The following is an 18,164-nucleotide window of genomic DNA, read 5'->3' as shown; positions in this document are numbered from 1 at the left end:
GAATTTAGGAGGTATAAAAATGAAGAAAGTTCTTGCTAAACCAAATAATTTGCAGGTAATTAGAATTAAAAAGGGCTTTACTTATAGAGCATTAGGTAAAAAAGCAGGTATTAGCTATCTATCAATTATTAGAGCGGAGGAGGGAAAAAATATTTTTCCTAAAACCGCTAAAGCCATAGCTGAGGCATTAGAAGTTGACTTTGACGAAATATTTAAAATTGTATGAGTATCCAAAATTGGAGTGTCCAAGCTATCACAGGAAGAAAGTTAATTATTCTTAAAAATGGTTAACGACACCGCTGTCCATAATCATAAAGCAAAACAAAGGAATTAAAATTTTGTAAATCCCCAAATAAGGGAAGGAGGGTTTAAAATGTGTGAGTGCCAAAGAAAAGATATGATAATTGATGCACTTATTAACGACATCAAGGAATTATCTTCTAAAAATGCAGAATTAACAATAAGGCTTAAAATCTTAGAGATGGAAAACAGGTATTTAAAAAGCTTATCTGATAATATCGGGGAACATTGCAAAGAGCAGCAATAAAAGCGAATGGGGAGGTTATATCATGAGTTTAACACTTGAAGAAAAGGAAACAATTATCATATTTAACGAGAAGGACAAGGAAGCAGAAATTTTCACCTATAATAAGCCTTTGATAAGAAAGCTTAAAAAGTATGCAGAGGCGAATCCAGAAGGAGTTAAATTTAAAAAAGATAATGGCGATGGGGGATTAACTTTTATTGTATTGAAAAATTGGTTATCAGTTAGACCTCCGAGAAAACTATCAACAAAACAAAAAGAGATTTTAGTTAATAGGTTAAAAGGTCAATTTTAAAATCAAAATTATTTTAAAAAGTTCCCAGAGGAGAGCATATTTTAGCACACCAAACACCAAGGTAATACATTTATACCTTTTAAAAAAATTCACCTTAAAAAGTAACAGTAAAAACAATATAGAAAGGGGTAATTAGATTATGGAAAATACGATTAAAAATGACATGGGTTATGAAGTTTATAACGATGAGCCATTAAAGAAGAAGATTGAAAGACTAACAATTAACATTGATGAAGCAGCTAAAATGTTAGGGGTAGGATATAATACCATGCTTAACTTAGTACATAGAAAGGATTTTCCTAAGATACAGGCAGCAAAAAGAAGAATATTAATTCCAAGGGAAGCTTTTATAAAATGGGTTAATGAAACGTCATGGATGGAATGAATTTCGCCTTTAAGGCGGAATTTGTTCCAGTTATTACAGAAAGGAGCTATAAGTATGAGCAAAACAAGGGTGATAATTAAAAAATATAAAGGCGGACTTGTTATAAAAAAGACCTGCTATGAAGCAGATGAGCCAGAGAGAAAAAACAAAGTATATGAGATTTTAGAAAAGCAAGAGGACTTATTAAGAGAAATTGAGTTATTATGCTTAAAGCATAACCGTTAGTAGTTAGAAAAATTATAAAAATACATGATGAAAAGGAAAGGGGTAAAATTTCATGAAAACAGCTAAAAACAATATGGAAAATGAAAAGCATATTTTAAAAATAACAATTGATGATAAGGAAATTTATAAATCCGAATTGCCGCTAATGTTGCATAAGACAGAAACAGACCCTAAGTTTACATTCGCAATATTACCGTATAAAAAAGAAACAGTTTTAATAATTAACCCTAAAGCGAAACAAGCCCATGAATTACTTGAAGCAATGACAAAGATATTAAAAAAATAGGCTTTCCGTAACAGAAAACCTAAAAGTCAACCCTATGATTAATTATAATACCTTTCAGTTATAAAATAAAGACTTTGTTTTTACCAAAATATGACATAAAACACTAAAAAGCTGATTTTTAACGAGCGGAATTTGTCGCTGGTTAAAAACATAAAAAGCTGACCACCATTTGGTGGTTAGCTGAATCCAATTTTGGATTGAGCTAATGAAGCATAATCAGAAAGGAGATGAAAAGATGGACAAGTTAATAAACATGCTGCAAACCACCGAGGAAAGGGAAAGGCTTAGGTGAGCGGAATTTTCCGTCCACCTATACTAAGGGGTGATTATATGAGCGATGATAAAACAAGTAATTTCTCAGGTTACGGGATAATACCAAAACAAGTAATGAAGGATACAAGGTTAACTATTGAGGCTAAGGCTATATATTGCTATTTATGTTCATACGCAGGTAATGACGGTTACGCCTTTCCTTCACTTGAACTTATAACAAGTGAGTTAAAAATAGACAAGAATAGATTTTATAAACACTTAGATATTTTAATTAAAACAGGTTTTATTTCAAAAAGCAAAGAAAAAAATAGTAAAGGTCAGTATAGAAGAGTTTTTTATAAATTAAATCCACTATATAAAAATACCGAAATAGTAGAAAAACCACTTATGCAAAATAAAGAAGTGGATATAAAGCCACTTATGCAAAATGAAGAAGTGGCAAAAATTAAGGAAAATCAAAGCTTAAGCTTAAAACCGTTCATGCAAAATGACGGAATGGAGAAAAAACCACTTCTGCAAAATCCAGTTATGGAAAATGCAGAATATACAAATAACAGTATTACAATTAACAATAATAATATATTACTATCTTCTTACGAAGATAGTGTAAACGACAAGTCGTTTACTCAAACGCCCTATGAAGAGATTAAGAATCTTTTTAATAATATTTGTGTTACACTTCCAAAAATTAGGGATATAAAAGGGAGCAGACAAAAAACGGTAAGGCAGAGATGGAAAGAGAATCCAGATATTAATTTCTTTAAAGATTTATTTGAGAAAGTTAATAATAGCGATTTCCTATCGGGTAGAAGTGGAAAATGGAAGGCTTGTTTTGATTGGATAATTAAGCCTTCTAACCTTCAAAAAATAATTGAAGGTAATTATGATAATAAGGATATTAACAATAATTGGAGTGATTTCGATGTTGGATGTTAATGTATTTAAAGAGTTTGTTAATAAGTTAGATATTGAGTATAAAGAGAAAGGCTTTTTAATGACTACACAAAGAGCTAAACAATGGTACGAATACATGAAGGACATGACAGATGAAGAATTTAAGCAAAGAATCGATTGGGTATTAAAAAATGTTTCCTTTTCTCCAAGTATGGCAGATGTTTTTAAGGCAGAAATTAATACTAATAACACATGGATTAAAGAAGCAGACTTAAGCGATTTAATGTAATGGAGGTATGCCGTAGGTGGAACAGAAAGTATTATTTAACCTTCAAGCAGAACAGGCTATATTAGGGCTTATATTAACAAAGAATGAGGTTATTGTTGAAATAGATCTTAAACCAGAGCATTTTTATATACCTAAACATCAAAAATTATATGCTGTAATGTTTAAGCTTTTTCAAGAAGGTAAATCAATTGATATTATAAATATCGCTAATGAGATAAATGTTCAAGAAATAGGCGGACATAGTTATATATCAGACTTAGCAATGCATGGTGATATTTTCTTAGATAAAAATAAAATAGAGATTATAAAAAATAATTATTATAAAAGACAGCTAATAAATACCTTTACGAATGTTTATAAGGATATAGAAAATAAAGATTATAACATCCTTATAAATGAGCTTATGCAGGATATAATCACCTTTGATGATGATAAAATGGATATATGGACAGCGGAGAAAATAAACAAGGAATTGTTTGATGTTATAGATGAGAACATGAAACAAGGAGGGAAAATTAAAGGCATTACCTGCAATATTTCACAGCTTGACCTAATACTTAATGGATTTCAGAATAAGAAAATGTATGTAATAGCAGGACGTCCGGGAATGGGTAAATCGGCATTAGCAATAAATATTGCTGATTATGTTTCCAAAACAAAAAATGTTTTATATTTTTCCCTTGAAATGACGGCTATTGAGATAGGACTTAGGATATTAGCGTCGCAAAGCTTAGTTGATATGGCTAAAATTGATATAGGGAGAATAACACCAGAGGAAATAAAAAAACTTAATAATGCACAAGATAGATTTTCAAAGCAGAAATTAATTGTAATAGATAAAGCAGGGCTTAACATCAATGACATAATAAGACAAGCTAAGAAGTTTAAAATAAAAAATATGTTAGACATGGTAATAGTAGACCATATAGGCTTAGTTAATGCAGATGCGGAAACAGAAAGACAGAGGGTAACAAATATATGTATTATGCTAAAGAATTTAGCAAAAGACCTTGATGTTCCTGTAATAGCATTAAGCCAGCTTAACAGAGGGGTAGAATCAAGGGGGGACAAACGACCTGCATTATCAGACCTTAAAGAAAGTTCGGGGATTGAAGAAAATGCAGATGTTGTTTTATTACTTTACAGGGATGAATACTATAATGCTAATAGTAAAGACAAAGGGATAATTGAAATAAATATATCAAAAAACAGAGGAGGCAGGACAGGAACAATTAAGCTTAATTGGATGGGAGAATTTCAGATTATAACAGGAATACATAAAGTATCATAACGTAAATTTCGTTATGATATTATTTTTTAAAATGCAGGCATAGCACACATGGAATATATTGCAGAGTCATTATTAAAATATCAAAAAAACAAACTTAATATACAAAAAAACAATGATTTTGACTTTGGATCCAATGAAAAAAACGTTGGATCCAATCAAAAAAAGTTGGTATACCAACAAAAAAACCTTGGATCAATTAAAATTTTATCTGTTTTAGACTTGAATTTACCACCAAAAGGGGACATTTCAGACTGGTTAGAGGCAGGTCATACAAAGGAAATAAAGGGAAAATATAACATAAGAAATGAGTAAAATAATAAATAAAATTGCAATATTACCTTAACATTAATAAAAAATGCTATAATATTCTTTACAAAATGCAAGAAACAAATAAAAACTTGCAAAATCAACTGGTAAGTGGTAATAAATACCCGGTGACAGGTTGTGACAGGTTGTGACAGGTTTGTGACAAGTTTTAGAATACCTTTAAACCCTTGATATTACTATATTTATATTATTTTTATGACAACTATGACAAATTTTGTTGTATAAGTCTTATATGGATAAAAGAATATAAAAATATATATAAAACAATAAGGGGTCAAAGTTGTCACACTTGTCACAACGTAGATTTTTCAAGGCTTTTCAAATTTTAAAGTTGTCACAGAGTTGTCATAAGGTAAAAAAAGGAAGTGGTACCTTGACTAATGAACAGATGTTTGAAATGTATATGAAAGGTGATAAAAAAGCAAGGGAGCAGCTGATATTAAAAAACATTAACCTTGTTAGGCATATAGCTAATAAATATTATGTCCTGTTTGAAGTGGATAATTACAAGGACTTTGACTTAGAGGATTTAATACAGATAGGGACGATAGGACTTATTAAAGCAATAGAAAAATACGATCCTTCAATGGGTAACAAATTTTCAACCTATGCGGTTATATGGATAAAACAAACAATAAGACGAGCATTAGAAGGGCATGAGGAAACTCTAAGCCTTGATGAAAAGATTAACAATGAAGGGGAAGAAGATAATTTAACCTTTATTGATATGTTGAAAGATAAAAGTTTTATTATAGATGAGGAATTAGAGAAGAAGGAATTTAAAAGTGAAGTATGGGCAGCATTAAAGGAGAAACTAACAGAGCAGGAATTAGAGTTTATAAAATTAAAATTTGTTTATGGACTAACGGAAAACTCAATTGCTGAAAGAATGGGAATGACTAACAAAGAGTTTAGAAATTTTAAAAGCCGGTTAAAAAATAATTTGCGGACTAAGGTAAGAAAATTAAAAGTGATTTACAGGCATTGGATAGATGAAAATACTTTTTATGTAAAGGCAGTTGATTATTCTAAACCGAAAGTACAGACAAGCTTTACAACAAGTACCGTTGAATTAACCGTAATGAAAAGAGAGCTGCTAAGGGAAAAGTTAAGAGAAATAATAAAAAATACACCTCCTGAAAAGTTAGGAGAGATAATGAGGAATACCCCCATGATTTAAAAAATCAAAAACATCTCAATATTGGGAGAACGGGCGGCAGGGACGACAAAGAGGAGTTATTACGCATGCAAGGGGAATATACCCCTAATGGGTAGTGAACATGTAAAATATTAAATTGTGGATACCACAAGCCTCACTGCATAGGTAAAATATCTCTGCATCAATATACTATATACGGGTTAAGGGTATATACAATTGGACAGTTGATTGTTTCTAAAATGAGCATACTGGCATAAGCTAATTATTGCCTTTATATAAAATTCACATAAAAATAAAAAAATATTTTCTTGTTGTGCCGTGTCAACCTTGACCTATAAAAATAATATTATATCCGTGTTCCTAAAAAAAGAAACGTTCAAGGGGTAAATTATATATGCACCTGTAAACGAATCTATTTATATTTTATAGGTTCTTCCAGAAAAGAAAATTATACGGTAGCAGCATGACCACATTAAGCCGTTAGATATAAAAATAAAAATAACGACTTCCTTCCAAAAGGGACTCCATAAATTACGGAGTCCTTTAATTATTTTAGTTAGGGCATACTTTTCAACATAAAAAGGTTAGACTATTTAAGAAATATAGCAGGTAGAAATAAGTTGTTATGGTTTAACAATTTTGTGAAACCATATTTTTAATAAAATTAGTCTCGTCAGTAGCTAATTTTATATTATTTATTTTATTTTTATTTTCTTTTATTTTCTTTTCTTTTATTTGTGTACTTTCTCCAGAGTTTATTGAGTTTTCTCCAGAGGAAACCCCAGTAAACTCCGAAATAACTTCCATTAACTCGGAATTAACGTCAAACAGGTAAAATATGTAAAATTAATTTAAGTAAAAAATCAAATAATAGACATCACTGTCACTAATTATTTTAGATATTATAATTTTTAGTTTAGATAACCTATCGACACTACTGACGGGAGGTTAAAAAATTAATGCATACAAAAACCTTGTTATTGTTAACATTAATACCGCCAATAAGATAGTTAATGTTAACATTAATTCACAAAGTAAAGTAAAGGAAAGTAAAGTAAAGAAAAGTAAAGAGAGCAAAATGATTTATGTATGCAGAAACTATTATATTCTCTCTTTATTTGACTATAACAGGATAATAGGAAAGGTTAAAAATATATATAAAAAATTGTTGACAGGTTCGAGGGCATGTTATGGACTTTGTAAATTAGAAGGTGGGGGGTATAACTTATTCGCATTGCTGCGAAGAGGTTAAATCGCATTGCTGCGAAAACAGCAAAACCTTAGTGCAGCATTGCACCAAGGTAAAATCTATTTTAAAGGTACTTCCTGAGGAATTTTCAACCACGGACAGATTGTCCGTACTTGCCAAGGTAAAATCTATTTTAAAGGTACTTCCTGAGGGGTGGGGGAGATGCGGGTCTTGCGAATCCCGAAAATCCCCTTAGCATAAAATTTTTAAAATGGTTTACAAGTTTACAAATAGATAGCTGCGAACATTTATATTTCCCCAAATTTGGGGAGATTATTTTTGCCTTTAATGAGTTATTACGGATAATAATATTTTATTATTATTATTTTCTTTACTTTTCTTTTCTTTTCTTTGTGCACTTTCTCCAGTGTTTTTGCCGTCTATAATATCACTATTTCCAGTATTATAGACATCAAAATAAAAAGGATGTATCTTTAACCGACATCGTAAAGGTAAAATTTAGAAAACGCAAAATTGCGTTCTCAGGAATTTAAAATAAGGAGTTGTAAGTAAAAAATTTCATAGATAGCTATTACTTAAAAAAGAGTAACAACCACCCGAAAAATTGGGGCGTTAGTTTTACTAAATAATAAATTTGTTTAGTGATGGTTTCGCAAGGATATTCCATTTTGGAAATACCCTTTGTAAGATTTTACTTAACAGCATTTAAAATTAATAACCACCTTAAAATTAAGTTGGACTATAAATTTTGTAGTATAACCTTATTCAAAGATACAATTTACTCCTCCAAAATTTGGGCGACCAAAAGTTAATTGAAGAGTTACCTGCCAGCCTAATATTAAAAAGGCTGTAAGCTTAATTTACATCCTTTATTTTGTACTGCAATTAAAATTTTATTATGCCTTAAAACTTAGTAAAATCAATGTATACGGAGGATGTTTTTGTACTGCAACCGTACTGCAACCCACAAAAAAATAAACGATTTTTGAGGTAATGGCATAAATTATCAAAACAAACAAATGTAGATATATCAAGGCTTTTAAAGTATAGAGCTTGTCCTAAAAATAGCATTAAACGGTTTCCTAAACCGTGTGCCGGAGGTTCGAATCCTCTCAGGTGCACCACGAAAGTCCTTGAAGGTACTAAATTTCAAGGGCTTTTAATTTTTCTTAAAATAAAAAACAAAATTAAATCATGAAAAGCTGTTTAAATAAAATACAAACAAAAATTCTATCAGGAAATATAAAATAGTTCTATTAAATTGTTATAGTCAAAAAAAGTTTTAGGTATTATAATTAATATTAGTGGAGGTGAAAATATGGACAATGGAAAGTTATTTGAATTGATGGAGAAAATGTATGTTGAAATGCAGCAAGGTTTTAAAGATGTAAATGGAAGAATTGACGGCTTAGAAAAAAGAATTGACGGCTTAGAAAAAAGATTTGACGGGTTGGAAAAAGAAGTAAAAAAGGTTAATTTTACAATTGAAAACGATATTAAGCCTAAAATTTCTGTACTATTTGAAGGTTATAGTAGCAATAAAGAGGAAACAGAAAGAAAATTAGAGGAAGTTATTAAAGAGCAGAGAGAAACAAAGGAAATATTGACTTTATCTATAAAGAGCTTATCAGAGGATATAAAAAATTTAAATGAAAAGATGGATAAAGTTGAAAAGGTAACTATGAAAAACACCTATGATGTTGAGTATTTAAAATTAGCAAAATAGATAATTATAAGTATGGAACTATCATCCATGACTATGGTATGTAGCAGATGCTATGTACTTTTTTTATATAAAAGATATTAAAGGTGGTATTTATGACAAAGGATGAATACTTTATGTCCCTTGCAATAAAAGAGGCCCAAAAAGCTCTTGTTTTAGATGAAGTGCCTATAGGTGCTGTTATAGTTAAGGATGATATCGTCATATCAAGGGCTCATAATTTAAGAGAAACATTAAAGGATGCAACAGCCCATGCTGAAATTATTGCAATTAAAGATGCCTGCACAAAACTTTTAGGGTGGCGTCTTATAGGATGCAGTTTATATGTAACATTAGAACCTTGCCCTATGTGTGCAGGGGCTATTGTAAATTCCAGGATTGAAAGAGTAGTTTTTGGTGCCTTTGATTATAAAGCAGGTGCCTGCGGCAGTGTATTAAATGTTGCTTTCAATAATAGCCTGAACCATAGAGCGCAAATTACATCAGGAATACTTGAAGAAGAATGCAGGACTCTTTTGCAGGAATTTTTTAAGAAGAAAAGATGATTATGTAAAATTTAGATTATTCTTTAGATATAGTAGATTATGTTTATTGATTTATAAAGGGTATTTTAGTATAATATTAAAGTGCATTTATATGGAGAGATGTCGGAGTGGTCTATCGTGCACGACTCGAAATCGTGTGTGCGTTAAAAGCGCACCGTGGGTTCAAATCCCACTCTCTCCGCCAACGAGTAAAGCTTTGATTTAGCTAAAGGCGTTATAAGAAAATGCTCTTATGATTTAAAAACTAAGTTAAATTAAATCATAAGAGCATTTTTCTTTTTTGAACATAATATTTAAAAAAAGTAATTAACCATAAGAAGAATTTAAAAGGTTATTATATTATGTAACCTTTATTTTTATGCATGAATATTATATTAGTGTATTATAATTTTAGGAGTGAAAGGTGTGAATCAATTCTATTTCCCATGCATGAATCCAATGTATATGCAAAAGCAAATCCCAATACCAGGTGGTATAAAAATTACAATATCAAGAGCATTTATTCCTGATCAACCTTATATAAAAATGTTCCCTCTTGATGAGGCCCTTTTAAAGGGAACACTGTTTCCAAATCTTTATATTCCTTATCCTATAAAATCTTTGGAATAGGAGGGAATTGTATGGAAAATATGTATTATGGAAACATGTCCCGTGCAGAGATGATGAAAAAAATCAAAGAACTTGAATTTGCAGTTGTTGAATTAAATCTTTATCTTGACAATCATCCTATGAATCAACAGGCTATAATGGATTATAACAAATTTACTAAGGAACTTATGGAATTAAAAGAAAGGTATGAAAAACAGTACGGTATGCTTACTAATTTTGGGTTTAGCCAGAGCCAGTATCCATGGGAATGGGTTAATGAGCCGTGGCCATGGGAAATAGGGGAATAGGGGGTATATATATGTGGATTTATGAAAAGAAGCTGGAATATCCAGTTCATATAAAAAGCAAAGATCTTAAAATGGCAAAGTTTTTAATTACCCAATATGGAGGACCTGATGGGGAACTTGGTGCTGCAATAAGGTATTTAAATCAACGTTATACAATGCCAACAGGAATGACAAAGGCACTTTTAAATGATATTGGGACAGAAGAGCTTGCACATCTTGAAATAATAGCAACTATGGTTTATCAGATAATGCATAACGCTACTCCTGAAGAGTTAAAAGAAGCAGGTCTTGGAGCTCAATATGTTCAACATGATAATGCTCCTTTCCCAACAGATGTAAATGGCATTCCATGGACTGCTGCATATATTGCAACCCTTGGAGATCCCATTACTGATATTCATGAAGATATGGCTGCAGAGCAAAAAGCAAGGGCAACCTATGAACACCTTATAGCTTTAACTGATGAGGAGGATATAAAAAAAGTTTTAAAGTTCCTTTGGCAAAGAGAAGTTGTTCATTACCAGCGCTTTGGGGAAGCATTGGTTAATTTGTATGAATATATTGATAGTAAAAATGTATTTGATATGTCAATAAAAAAAGAAAATAGTTAAAATTGATAATTTAAGGCTTCAGGAGAATCTGAAGCCTTAAACAGTATTAGCTTTACTGGTAGATTACAGCATACACAGCATAAAATATATTGTTGACATACCCTTATAATTTCTTTATAATAATATAAGTCAAGACACATAATTTGATCTAATAGAGCAGTGTGGAGAGATGGCTGAGCTGGTCTAAGGCGCACGACTGGAAATCGTGTGTACTCATAAAAAGGGTACCGAGGGTTCGAATCCCTCTCTCTCCGCCATTTTTATTATTATTATATAGTTAAGATTTGGCCGTGCTAGATGGGGAGGTAGCGGTGCCCTGTAGCCTGCAACCCGCTATAGCAGGATTGAATTCCCTGCCCAGGTTTGCTTATGTGGGGTCTGCCCCGGAAAAGTGGCGTTGAGGATTGGGTCCCGCGCAACGGAAATTCATGAACCCCGTCAGGTCCGGGAGGAAGCAGCGGTAAGTGAACCCTTTCGTGTGCCGCGGGTGTGCCTGGTCGGAGTTAACTGCCCGGGTAACGCTCGGATGAGCAATATCAAAGCAGGGTGCACGGTCTTAAAATATAAAGATATGGTCTGGTAACAGGCCTTTTTTTATTGTCCTTGAGTTAAAATGATATAATAATTATAATGTATATAAAGAAATAATTGCCTTACTAAAAAAGAGGTGATAATATGCCCTATATGGCACTTTATAGAGAGCTAAGGCCTAAAGTTTTTGAGGACGTTATAGGACAGGAAAATATAATAAAAACAATAAAAAACCAGGTTATATCAGGGAAAATTCCCCATGCCTATCTTTTTTGTGGCACTCACGGTACTGGTAAAACATCTACTGCTAAAATACTGTCTAAGGCTGTTAATTGTTTAAATCCTAAAAATGGGAACCCATGTAATGAATGTGAAATATGCAGAGAGATTAATGGAGGCACTTTAATTGATGTAGTTGAAATAGATGCTGCTTCAAATAGAAAGGTTGAAAATGCAAGGGATTTGATTGATACTGTTCAGTATCCCCCTCATAGGGCAAAATATAAGGTATATATAATCGATGAAGTCCACATGCTTACAATGGAGGCATTTAATACACTGCTTAAAACCCTTGAGGAACCCCCTTCTTATGTTATATTTATCCTTGCAACAACTGATCCACAAAAGGTTCCAACGACTATTCTTTCAAGATGCCAAAGATTTGATTTTAAAAGAATTAAGACTGAGGACATGCTAAAAAGGCTAAGAAAAATAGTCGATGAAAATGGGGTTTTTGCTGAAGATAGAACTCTTAAAACTATAGCAAGGGTATCAGATGGGGCTATGAGGGATGCCCTTTCAATTCTTGACCAGGCAATGGCAATGTCAAAGGGTAAGATAGAATATGATGATATCATATCAATGCTTGGATTAACATCTAATGAATTTATATTTTCTCTTGTAGATGCTATGCAGGATAGGAATGTTGAAGAGTCTATAAAGATAATCGATAACGTGCTTTTAAGTGGAAAAGATGTAACTCTATTTATTAGAGATTTAACACATCATTTTAGGAACCTTCTTATGGTTAAGGTAAGCAAAAGGCCAGAGGAACTTATAGATGCTGGCGAAGATACAATAGATTTGATTAAGGAACAGGCAAGAAAATTTAAAAGTGAGGATATATTAAGGGCAATAAATATAATGTCTGATGCAGAAAATAACGCTAAATATACTTCCCAGCCGAGGATTTTTTTGGAGATGGCAGTAATTAAATATTGCAAAGTTGAATTTGATACTTCTATTGAAGTAATGCTTAGCAGGCTAAATTCTCTTGAGGAAAAATTAAAATCAAAATCTGTAATAATAAAAACTGAAGAAGAAAGGCAAGAGGATAATAAAAAAATTAAAAAGGATAAAGAGAAAAAGTCTGATATTGAAGAGAAGGCAAAGCCAAAAGTAAAAAGTGAAGGTACGCTCAATTTAGATGAGGCAAGAGCAGCATTTCAAGATGTTTTAAATCTTTTAAAAGGAAACAGGAAGATGGTTTTATATGCCTATCTTGCACCAGGGGATGTAATAGATGTCAATGATAATATAATAGTAATAGGGTTTGAAGAGAAATTTGCTTTTAGTAAGAAAAATATTGAAAGTTCTGCAGAACATAAAAAGGTACTTGAAGAGTACTATTCAAAGGTGTTGAATAAACCTGTTAAAATTGCTTTAAAAGTTTTAGAACAAGATAAAAGCGATATAGATAAAAGTATAGAACTTGCAAAGAATATACTTGGAGATGATATTATTGAAGTAATTGAATAGTGTAGCTTGTAATGTTACAATAAGAAAGAAAGTGCATATAATAAGGTATAAAGATTAAGGAGGTCATATTATGAGAGGTGGAATACCTCAAATGGGAGGAAATATGAATAATCTTATTAAACAAGCTCAAAAGCTTCAAAAACAGCTTGAAGATATGAGAGTTGAGCTTGAGCAAAAGACAGTTGAGGCATCATCAGGAGGCGGTGCAGTTGTTGCAGTTGCTAATGGAAAGAAGCAGATAGTTGATATAAAGATTAAACAAGAAGTTGTTGATCCAGATGATGTTGAAATGTTACAGGATCTTGTGCTTGCAGCAGTTAATGAAGCTTTAAACAAAGCTGAAGAGATGATGGCAACAGAAATGGGCAAAATTACTGGAGGGTTGAATATACCGGGCCTCTTTTAAGGAGTGATATATTTGAATTTTTATCCACAAGCTATAAGCCGCCTTATAGAAGAGCTTTCAAAGCTTCCAGGAGTAGGCCCTAAAACAGCACAAAGGCTTACTTTTTATATACTTAATATGGATATTTCTGAGGCTGAAAAACTTTCAAATGCAATTTTAGATGCTAAAAAAAATATAAAATATTGCTCTGTTTGTGGTAACTTAACAGATGATGACCCTTGTATTATTTGTAGAAATACATCGAGGGATTGCAACACAATATGTGTTGTTGAAGAGCCTAAGGATGTAGTTGTAATGGAAAAAACTAAGGAATATAAGGGGCTTTATCATGTCCTTCATGGTGTTATATCACCCCTTGGAGGGGTAGGACCTGATGACATAAGAATAAAGGAACTTTTAAGCAGGATTAACCCGGATATAAAGGAAGTTATAATAGCAACTAATCCCAATGTTGAAGGGGAGGCTACAGCAATGTATATTGCAAGGCTCCTAAAACCCCTTGGAGTAAAAGTTACCCGAATTGCTCACGGGATTCCTGTTGGAGCAGACCTTGAGTATGCTGATGAAGTAACTTTGAGTAAGGCACTTGAGGGAAGAAGGGAGATATAAAAAGCTTTTATAAAATTAATTGTATAGCTAAGTAAAGCTGGAGGATAATAATGATAGATTTACAAGTTGAAGATAAAATTGAAATTGACAATGAAGTAAGGAAAATTATTATTTCAACAATAGAGGATAATAAAGAAAATTTAAATGAAAATGATGAGCTTTTTATATGCGTAAATGAAGAGGGCAGAAAAAAATATTATTTAGTTGAAAAGAAAAAGAATATTTTTAAAGTTATAACAAAGCTTGATGAAAAATATGTTTTTTAAAAGATAAGAATATAATTTTTTAGATGGGTCAGCAATGACCCTGTCTTTTATATTTAAAAATAGCAATATATTTAACAATGAAAAGTTCTTAGAACATATAAAAGAGGGGAAAAATATGCAAGTATTAATTAACAGAGTTATAACGTGGATTAACATAATACTATGCTATTTTATACTTATTGCATTTTTAGATTTAGCTTTTACTTCTAAAATGTTTTTAATATTTAAAACAATATTAGGTATAATTACTTTAGTTTATGGTCTAACATATTCTGCTTATCAAAAAGAAAAACTACTTAATTACTTAAAAATAGAAGAGAAAAAAAAGCAGGAAAAAATAAAAAGAAATTTGATTTTGGACAAGCAGAAAAGATATTATCAGTTTAAAGGCAACATTAATACTATTTTACCCGATATAAATTTTATAGAAAACGATAAAAAAGTATATTTAAATAATGACGAAAGGATGGAATATTTAAATAACCTTATATTATCTATTAAACAAATAAATGAAGATGCTGAATTTAAAAATATGAATATTATTCTGCAACCTCATTTAGAACTTATTAACAATATTTTTAGGATTAATAATGAAATTAAACATAAAATCAATATTGATGTATTGGAAGATTTAAATATACATAGCAAAATTATGAATATAAATAATATATTACATAATTATAATAACTATTTAAGAAATATGTCTGAAGTATTTAAAAATGATTATTTTTCTATAAAAGTTGGTATAGAAGGAGAAGAAGCAGTAAATAGACAATTGGCTATTTATAATGATATTTTACATAATTATTCTAATGTTAGATTTGAAGTTGATGGAATTTCAATAGAAAATGATAATTTGATTGTATCACCCTTTGGAGTATTTTCTCTTGAAGTTAAGAATTTGGGAATAACTTCTAACTTCTCTATTAAAATAGAAAAAGATGGAAGATGGAAAAGGATATATAATAATGGACGCGAAGAAATAATGAAAAATATTACTGAGCAGACATACAGGCATGTAGGATTAGTTCAAAAAATGATAAATAATAAGCTTAAAGAGAAAGGCTATAGTGGGGAATACATACAAGTTCAAACTCTTATTGTATTTGCAAATGAAAATGTGAATATTATTAATGATAGTGATATACCTGTTCTTAGAGTTTCTAATATTTATCATAGCATTGTGAACAATTCTAAGCAAAAATTAGATGAAAACATAATAAAACTTATATTAGAAATAATTGAAGAAGAGAGACTTGAGTTAAAGAAATATGAAATTGATGAAATAAGTGAATATCTAAAGAATTTAGCATATACACTAAATGAAAAAATGATAAATTATAATCAATTATATACTCAGCTGCAAAGTTTAAATAATTTAATATGAGATTTTAATGAAGGTTGCATTTTTATTTTATTTGCTTGTAAATTATAATAAAATATGATATATTAATGCCATGTTTTTGGTGATGGAGTTCACCATAAATGCCTCGGCTAATGACTCCTACAAATAACAATAAAAGTTATTTGTAGGTTTTTTTATATTTCATTTATTTGTATTGAAAATGTTATAAGTAATTAAAATATTAATAACAGCAAGATGGAGGGGTAAGAATGAGGAAATATATATTAATTGCTATTGGAGGAGCTTTTGGAGCTATTTCAAGGTTTATTATAAAAGGCATACAGATATATAATTATAAAGAAAATATACCATTAAATACTCTTATTATAAATGTTTTAGGCAGTTTTTTATTGGCAGTTATATTAACTATTGCATTAGAGATTTGGGAATTTGATATAGATATTAGGCTTGGAATTGGAACAGGATTTTTAGGAGCCTTTACAACTTTTTCAACTCTTTGCAAAGAAACTGTAATTCTTATTCAAAAAGGATTTTATTTTTCAGCATTAAATTATGTAATGACGTCAGTTATGCTGGGCCTTGCCTCTGCTTATTTTGGCATTGTTTTGGCACGTGAGATAATATCAAAGATAGTGAAAAAAGAATATGATGACATGAAAAATATTGAAGGAGAGATGAAATAATGGACTTTATACTGCTTGGAATAGGCGGAGCATTAGGAAGCGTTGCAAGATTTAAAATAGGAAAAATTATCGCTGAAAAAGCTAATACTACCTTTCCAGTTGGTACTTTTATAATAAATATTACTGGTGCCATACTTTTAGGAATTGTAAGTGGTGCTGATGTAAATAAAAATATTTATTTATTATTTGGGGATGGTTTTTTAGGAGCTTATACTACCTTTTCAACCTTTATGTATGAAGGATTTAATCTCTTTGGAGAAAATGAAAAAATAAATGCCTTTATATATATATTATCTACGTTGTTTTTAGGAATTATTGGTTATATAATAGGATATAAGATAGGAAAATTTATTTAAGAGGTAGAGGATTATGGATATTAGTGGGAAGTGTAAACTTTTAAAAATATACTTAAGTGAAGATTCAAAATATAAAGGGCACAATCTTTATCATGCACTTGTATTAAAATTAAAAGAATATGGTATAGCAGGTGTTACTGTTGTAAGGGGAATAGAAGGATATGGTCAGGAAAAGCGTCTTCATACTGCAAGGGTTATGGATTTATCCTTAAGCCTTCCTATTATAGTTGAAGTAGTTGATACTGCAGAACGTATAGAAAAGGTGCTTCCGATTGTAAAAGAGATGGTAAATGAAGGCCTTATGATGATAACGGATGTTGAAGTTATAAAATATGGCAAAGCTTGAGATTTAAAAGTATCTTTTGTTATTCAAAAGGTACTTTTATTTTTTTATTTTGCCTGTTGAGTAAAATTCACATAGTTATCAACAGATTGCATACAGTTAAGATATGAATTATCAAAGTTATCACCAGATTTATTCACATTATCCACAGAGAATCATCCACATATTTATATACAAATTTATTTTTCAAACTACTATGGAAAACATGTATATTATACCCTCTATATGGAAACAATATTAATAAATTAGAGAGGGGGTAATTATGTGGATAATAAAGAATTGATAAAAAATATAGGTTTCATAAATAAGACCATAGCTAATTTAAATATATTAAAAAACTATAAAAACAATACTAACAACAAAATTATTGAGGAAATAAAATCAGCAATTAATGAACTTGAAAATATAAGGCAGTATTTCGATTCTGTAAATGAGCCTGAGCTTATAGATTATGCTATATATAGGGAGAAGGCTGCTATAACCAGACTTTCATATCTTTTAAGAGTAGCTAAAGAATCAAGAGAATTTGAAAGAATTAATGAAATCAAAAATAAAAACATGTCCTAATTTTGTTTATACCTCCATATAATAAATTGAAAATAATTATATGGAGGTATAATATGGTGTTTGATTTTAATGTTGTACTATATATATTTATTATAATATTATTAGGAATAATCGTCTTAGCTCTTAAGTTTAAAAGTATGTCATTAATAAAAGGAGCTTTTAAAATTGTTTTTGCAGGGGTATGTATTTTTTTATTTAATTTTTTCATAGGAAAAACTGTGAATTTTATAATACCTTTAAACATAATTACTGCATCAATTACAGGACTTTTAGGGGTTCCAGGGATAGCTCTTTTATTTATTATGATGTATATTATTTTTCCTTAA

Annotated in this window: 27 protein-coding genes, 2 tRNA genes, 1 other RNA gene and 1 riboswitch; of the genes, 29 read left to right on the top strand and 1 reads right to left on the bottom strand. The window is 30.5% G+C overall.

Annotation, left to right across the window (positions count from 1 at the left end; genetic code table 11):
- The first annotated feature begins 19 nt into the window (after positions 1-19).
- The 11 genes from FDN13_RS07150 (at position 20) to FDN13_RS07110 (ending at position 5,989) form a co-directional block, all read left to right on the top strand.
- Positions 20-226, top strand: coding sequence for a helix-turn-helix transcriptional regulator (locus tag FDN13_RS07150; RefSeq protein ID WP_168190104.1), 207 nt, complete (start codon positions 20-22; stop codon positions 224-226).
- Positions 227-373: 147 nt separating this feature from the next.
- The gene (locus tag FDN13_RS14200) at positions 374-547 is read left to right on the top strand and encodes a hypothetical protein (RefSeq protein ID WP_168190103.1); all 174 of its coding nucleotides are present in this window, start codon (positions 374-376) and stop codon (positions 545-547) included.
- A 22-nt stretch (positions 548-569) separates the two neighbouring features.
- The gene (locus FDN13_RS07145) at positions 570-839 is read left to right on the top strand and encodes a hypothetical protein (RefSeq protein WP_138979579.1); all 270 of its coding nucleotides are present in this window, start codon (positions 570-572) and stop codon (positions 837-839) included.
- A gap of 139 nt (positions 840-978) precedes the next feature.
- The gene (locus tag FDN13_RS07140; protein ID WP_243120281.1) at positions 979-1,224 is read left to right on the top strand and encodes a helix-turn-helix domain-containing protein; all 246 of its coding nucleotides are present in this window, start codon (positions 979-981) and stop codon (positions 1,222-1,224) included.
- Positions 1,225-1,278: 54 nt separating this feature from the next.
- A complete protein-coding gene (locus tag FDN13_RS14195; protein WP_168190102.1) occupies positions 1,279-1,449 on the top strand; it encodes a hypothetical protein in 171 nt (56 codons plus the stop codon).
- 52 nt (positions 1,450-1,501) lie between these two features.
- Complete coding sequence (locus FDN13_RS07135; protein ID WP_138979578.1) at positions 1,502-1,735, top strand: hypothetical protein; 234 nt, start codon at positions 1,502-1,504, stop codon at positions 1,733-1,735.
- Between the two features lie 330 nt (positions 1,736-2,065).
- Positions 2,066-2,944, top strand: a complete 879-nt coding sequence (locus tag FDN13_RS07130) for a helix-turn-helix domain-containing protein (protein ID WP_138979577.1) — start codon at positions 2,066-2,068, stop codon at positions 2,942-2,944.
- The gene (locus FDN13_RS07125) at positions 2,931-3,191 is read left to right on the top strand and encodes a hypothetical protein (RefSeq protein ID WP_138979576.1); all 261 of its coding nucleotides are present in this window, start codon (positions 2,931-2,933) and stop codon (positions 3,189-3,191) included. The genes FDN13_RS07130 and FDN13_RS07125 overlap by 14 nt, the downstream gene beginning before the upstream one ends.
- Before the next feature lie 16 nt (positions 3,192-3,207).
- Positions 3,208-4,482 (top strand): replicative DNA helicase, encoded by a 1,275-nt coding sequence (locus FDN13_RS07120; protein WP_138979575.1) that lies wholly within the window; start codon positions 3,208-3,210, stop codon positions 4,480-4,482.
- 48 nt (positions 4,483-4,530) lie between these two features.
- On the top strand, positions 4,531-4,794 hold the full coding sequence (locus tag FDN13_RS07115) for a hypothetical protein (protein WP_138979574.1): 264 nt from the start codon (positions 4,531-4,533) through the stop codon (positions 4,792-4,794).
- A 346-nt stretch (positions 4,795-5,140) separates the two neighbouring features.
- Complete coding sequence (locus FDN13_RS07110) at positions 5,141-5,989, top strand: sigma-70 family RNA polymerase sigma factor (RefSeq protein WP_138979573.1); 849 nt, start codon at positions 5,141-5,143, stop codon at positions 5,987-5,989.
- Positions 5,990-6,598: 609 nt separating this feature from the next.
- Here FDN13_RS07110 and FDN13_RS14190 read toward each other — a convergent pair.
- Complete coding sequence (locus FDN13_RS14190; protein ID WP_168190101.1) at positions 6,599-6,775, bottom strand: hypothetical protein; 177 nt, start codon at positions 6,773-6,775, stop codon at positions 6,599-6,601.
- 1,721 nt (positions 6,776-8,496) lie between these two features.
- Here FDN13_RS14190 and FDN13_RS07105 point away from each other — a divergent pair.
- The 18 genes from FDN13_RS07105 to FDN13_RS07020 all read left to right on the top strand — a co-directional run bounded on the left by FDN13_RS07105 (position 8,497) and on the right by FDN13_RS07020 (position 18,164).
- Positions 8,497-8,904: a hypothetical protein gene (locus FDN13_RS07105; protein WP_138979572.1), complete on the top strand. Its 408-nt coding sequence runs from the start codon at positions 8,497-8,499 to the stop codon at positions 8,902-8,904.
- 92 nt (positions 8,905-8,996) lie between these two features.
- A complete protein-coding gene (tadA, locus tag FDN13_RS07100; RefSeq protein WP_138979571.1) occupies positions 8,997-9,446 on the top strand; it encodes a tRNA adenosine(34) deaminase TadA in 450 nt (149 codons plus the stop codon).
- Positions 9,447-9,539: 93 nt separating this feature from the next.
- A tRNA-Ser gene (locus FDN13_RS07095) sits at positions 9,540-9,630 on the top strand.
- 221 nt (positions 9,631-9,851) lie between these two features.
- Positions 9,852-10,055, top strand: coding sequence for a spore coat associated protein CotJA (locus tag FDN13_RS07090; protein WP_207670915.1), 204 nt, complete (start codon positions 9,852-9,854; stop codon positions 10,053-10,055).
- Between the two features lie 11 nt (positions 10,056-10,066).
- Entirely contained in the window at positions 10,067-10,342 is a 276-nt protein-coding gene (locus FDN13_RS07085) for a spore coat protein CotJB (protein WP_243120280.1), read from the top strand.
- Between the two features lie 11 nt (positions 10,343-10,353).
- The gene (locus FDN13_RS07080; RefSeq protein WP_138979570.1) at positions 10,354-10,953 is read left to right on the top strand and encodes a manganese catalase family protein; all 600 of its coding nucleotides are present in this window, start codon (positions 10,354-10,356) and stop codon (positions 10,951-10,953) included.
- A gap of 163 nt (positions 10,954-11,116) precedes the next feature.
- Positions 11,117-11,210 (top strand) — tRNA-Ser (locus FDN13_RS07075).
- A gap of 31 nt (positions 11,211-11,241) precedes the next feature.
- Positions 11,242-11,507, top strand: an RNA gene (gene ffs / locus FDN13_RS07070) — signal recognition particle sRNA large type.
- Between the two features lie 121 nt (positions 11,508-11,628).
- A complete protein-coding gene (dnaX, locus tag FDN13_RS07065; RefSeq protein ID WP_138979569.1) occupies positions 11,629-13,242 on the top strand; it encodes a DNA polymerase III subunit gamma/tau in 1,614 nt (537 codons plus the stop codon).
- A gap of 67 nt (positions 13,243-13,309) precedes the next feature.
- Positions 13,310-13,648, top strand: a complete 339-nt coding sequence (locus FDN13_RS07060) for a YbaB/EbfC family nucleoid-associated protein (protein WP_138979568.1) — start codon at positions 13,310-13,312, stop codon at positions 13,646-13,648.
- 12 nt (positions 13,649-13,660) lie between these two features.
- Positions 13,661-14,257 (top strand): recombination mediator RecR, encoded by a 597-nt coding sequence (recR, locus tag FDN13_RS07055; protein WP_138979567.1) that lies wholly within the window; start codon positions 13,661-13,663, stop codon positions 14,255-14,257.
- A 50-nt stretch (positions 14,258-14,307) separates the two neighbouring features.
- Positions 14,308-14,523, top strand: coding sequence for a hypothetical protein (locus FDN13_RS07050; protein WP_138979566.1), 216 nt, complete (start codon positions 14,308-14,310; stop codon positions 14,521-14,523).
- A gap of 115 nt (positions 14,524-14,638) precedes the next feature.
- Positions 14,639-15,910: a nuclease-related domain-containing protein gene (locus FDN13_RS07045; protein ID WP_168190100.1), complete on the top strand. Its 1,272-nt coding sequence runs from the start codon at positions 14,639-14,641 to the stop codon at positions 15,908-15,910.
- A gap of 69 nt (positions 15,911-15,979) precedes the next feature.
- A riboswitch (Fluoride riboswitch) is annotated at positions 15,980-16,037 on the top strand.
- Positions 16,038-16,137: 100 nt separating this feature from the next.
- Positions 16,138-16,572: a fluoride efflux transporter CrcB gene (crcB, locus tag FDN13_RS07040; protein ID WP_138979564.1), complete on the top strand. Its 435-nt coding sequence runs from the start codon at positions 16,138-16,140 to the stop codon at positions 16,570-16,572.
- The gene (crcB, locus tag FDN13_RS07035; protein WP_138979563.1) at positions 16,572-16,928 is read left to right on the top strand and encodes a fluoride efflux transporter CrcB; all 357 of its coding nucleotides are present in this window, start codon (positions 16,572-16,574) and stop codon (positions 16,926-16,928) included. Before crcB (FDN13_RS07040) ends, crcB (FDN13_RS07035) begins: the two co-directional genes overlap by 1 nt.
- 13 nt (positions 16,929-16,941) lie before the next feature.
- Positions 16,942-17,274 carry a DUF190 domain-containing protein gene (locus tag FDN13_RS07030; protein WP_138979562.1) on the top strand — a complete coding sequence of 111 codons (333 nt, stop codon included), beginning with the start codon at positions 16,942-16,944 and terminating at the stop codon, positions 17,272-17,274.
- 261 nt (positions 17,275-17,535) lie between these two features.
- A complete protein-coding gene (locus FDN13_RS07025; protein WP_243120279.1) occupies positions 17,536-17,838 on the top strand; it encodes a DUF2508 family protein in 303 nt (100 codons plus the stop codon).
- Between the two features lie 53 nt (positions 17,839-17,891).
- Entirely contained in the window at positions 17,892-18,164 is a 273-nt protein-coding gene (locus FDN13_RS07020; protein ID WP_138979561.1) for a pro-sigmaK processing inhibitor BofA family protein, read from the top strand.

Source organism: Caloramator sp. E03 (assembly GCF_006016075.1).
Taxonomy (GTDB): Bacteria; Bacillota; Clostridia; order Clostridiales; family Caloramatoraceae; genus Caloramator_B.
This window is presented reverse-complemented; position numbering and strand designations above follow the sequence as displayed.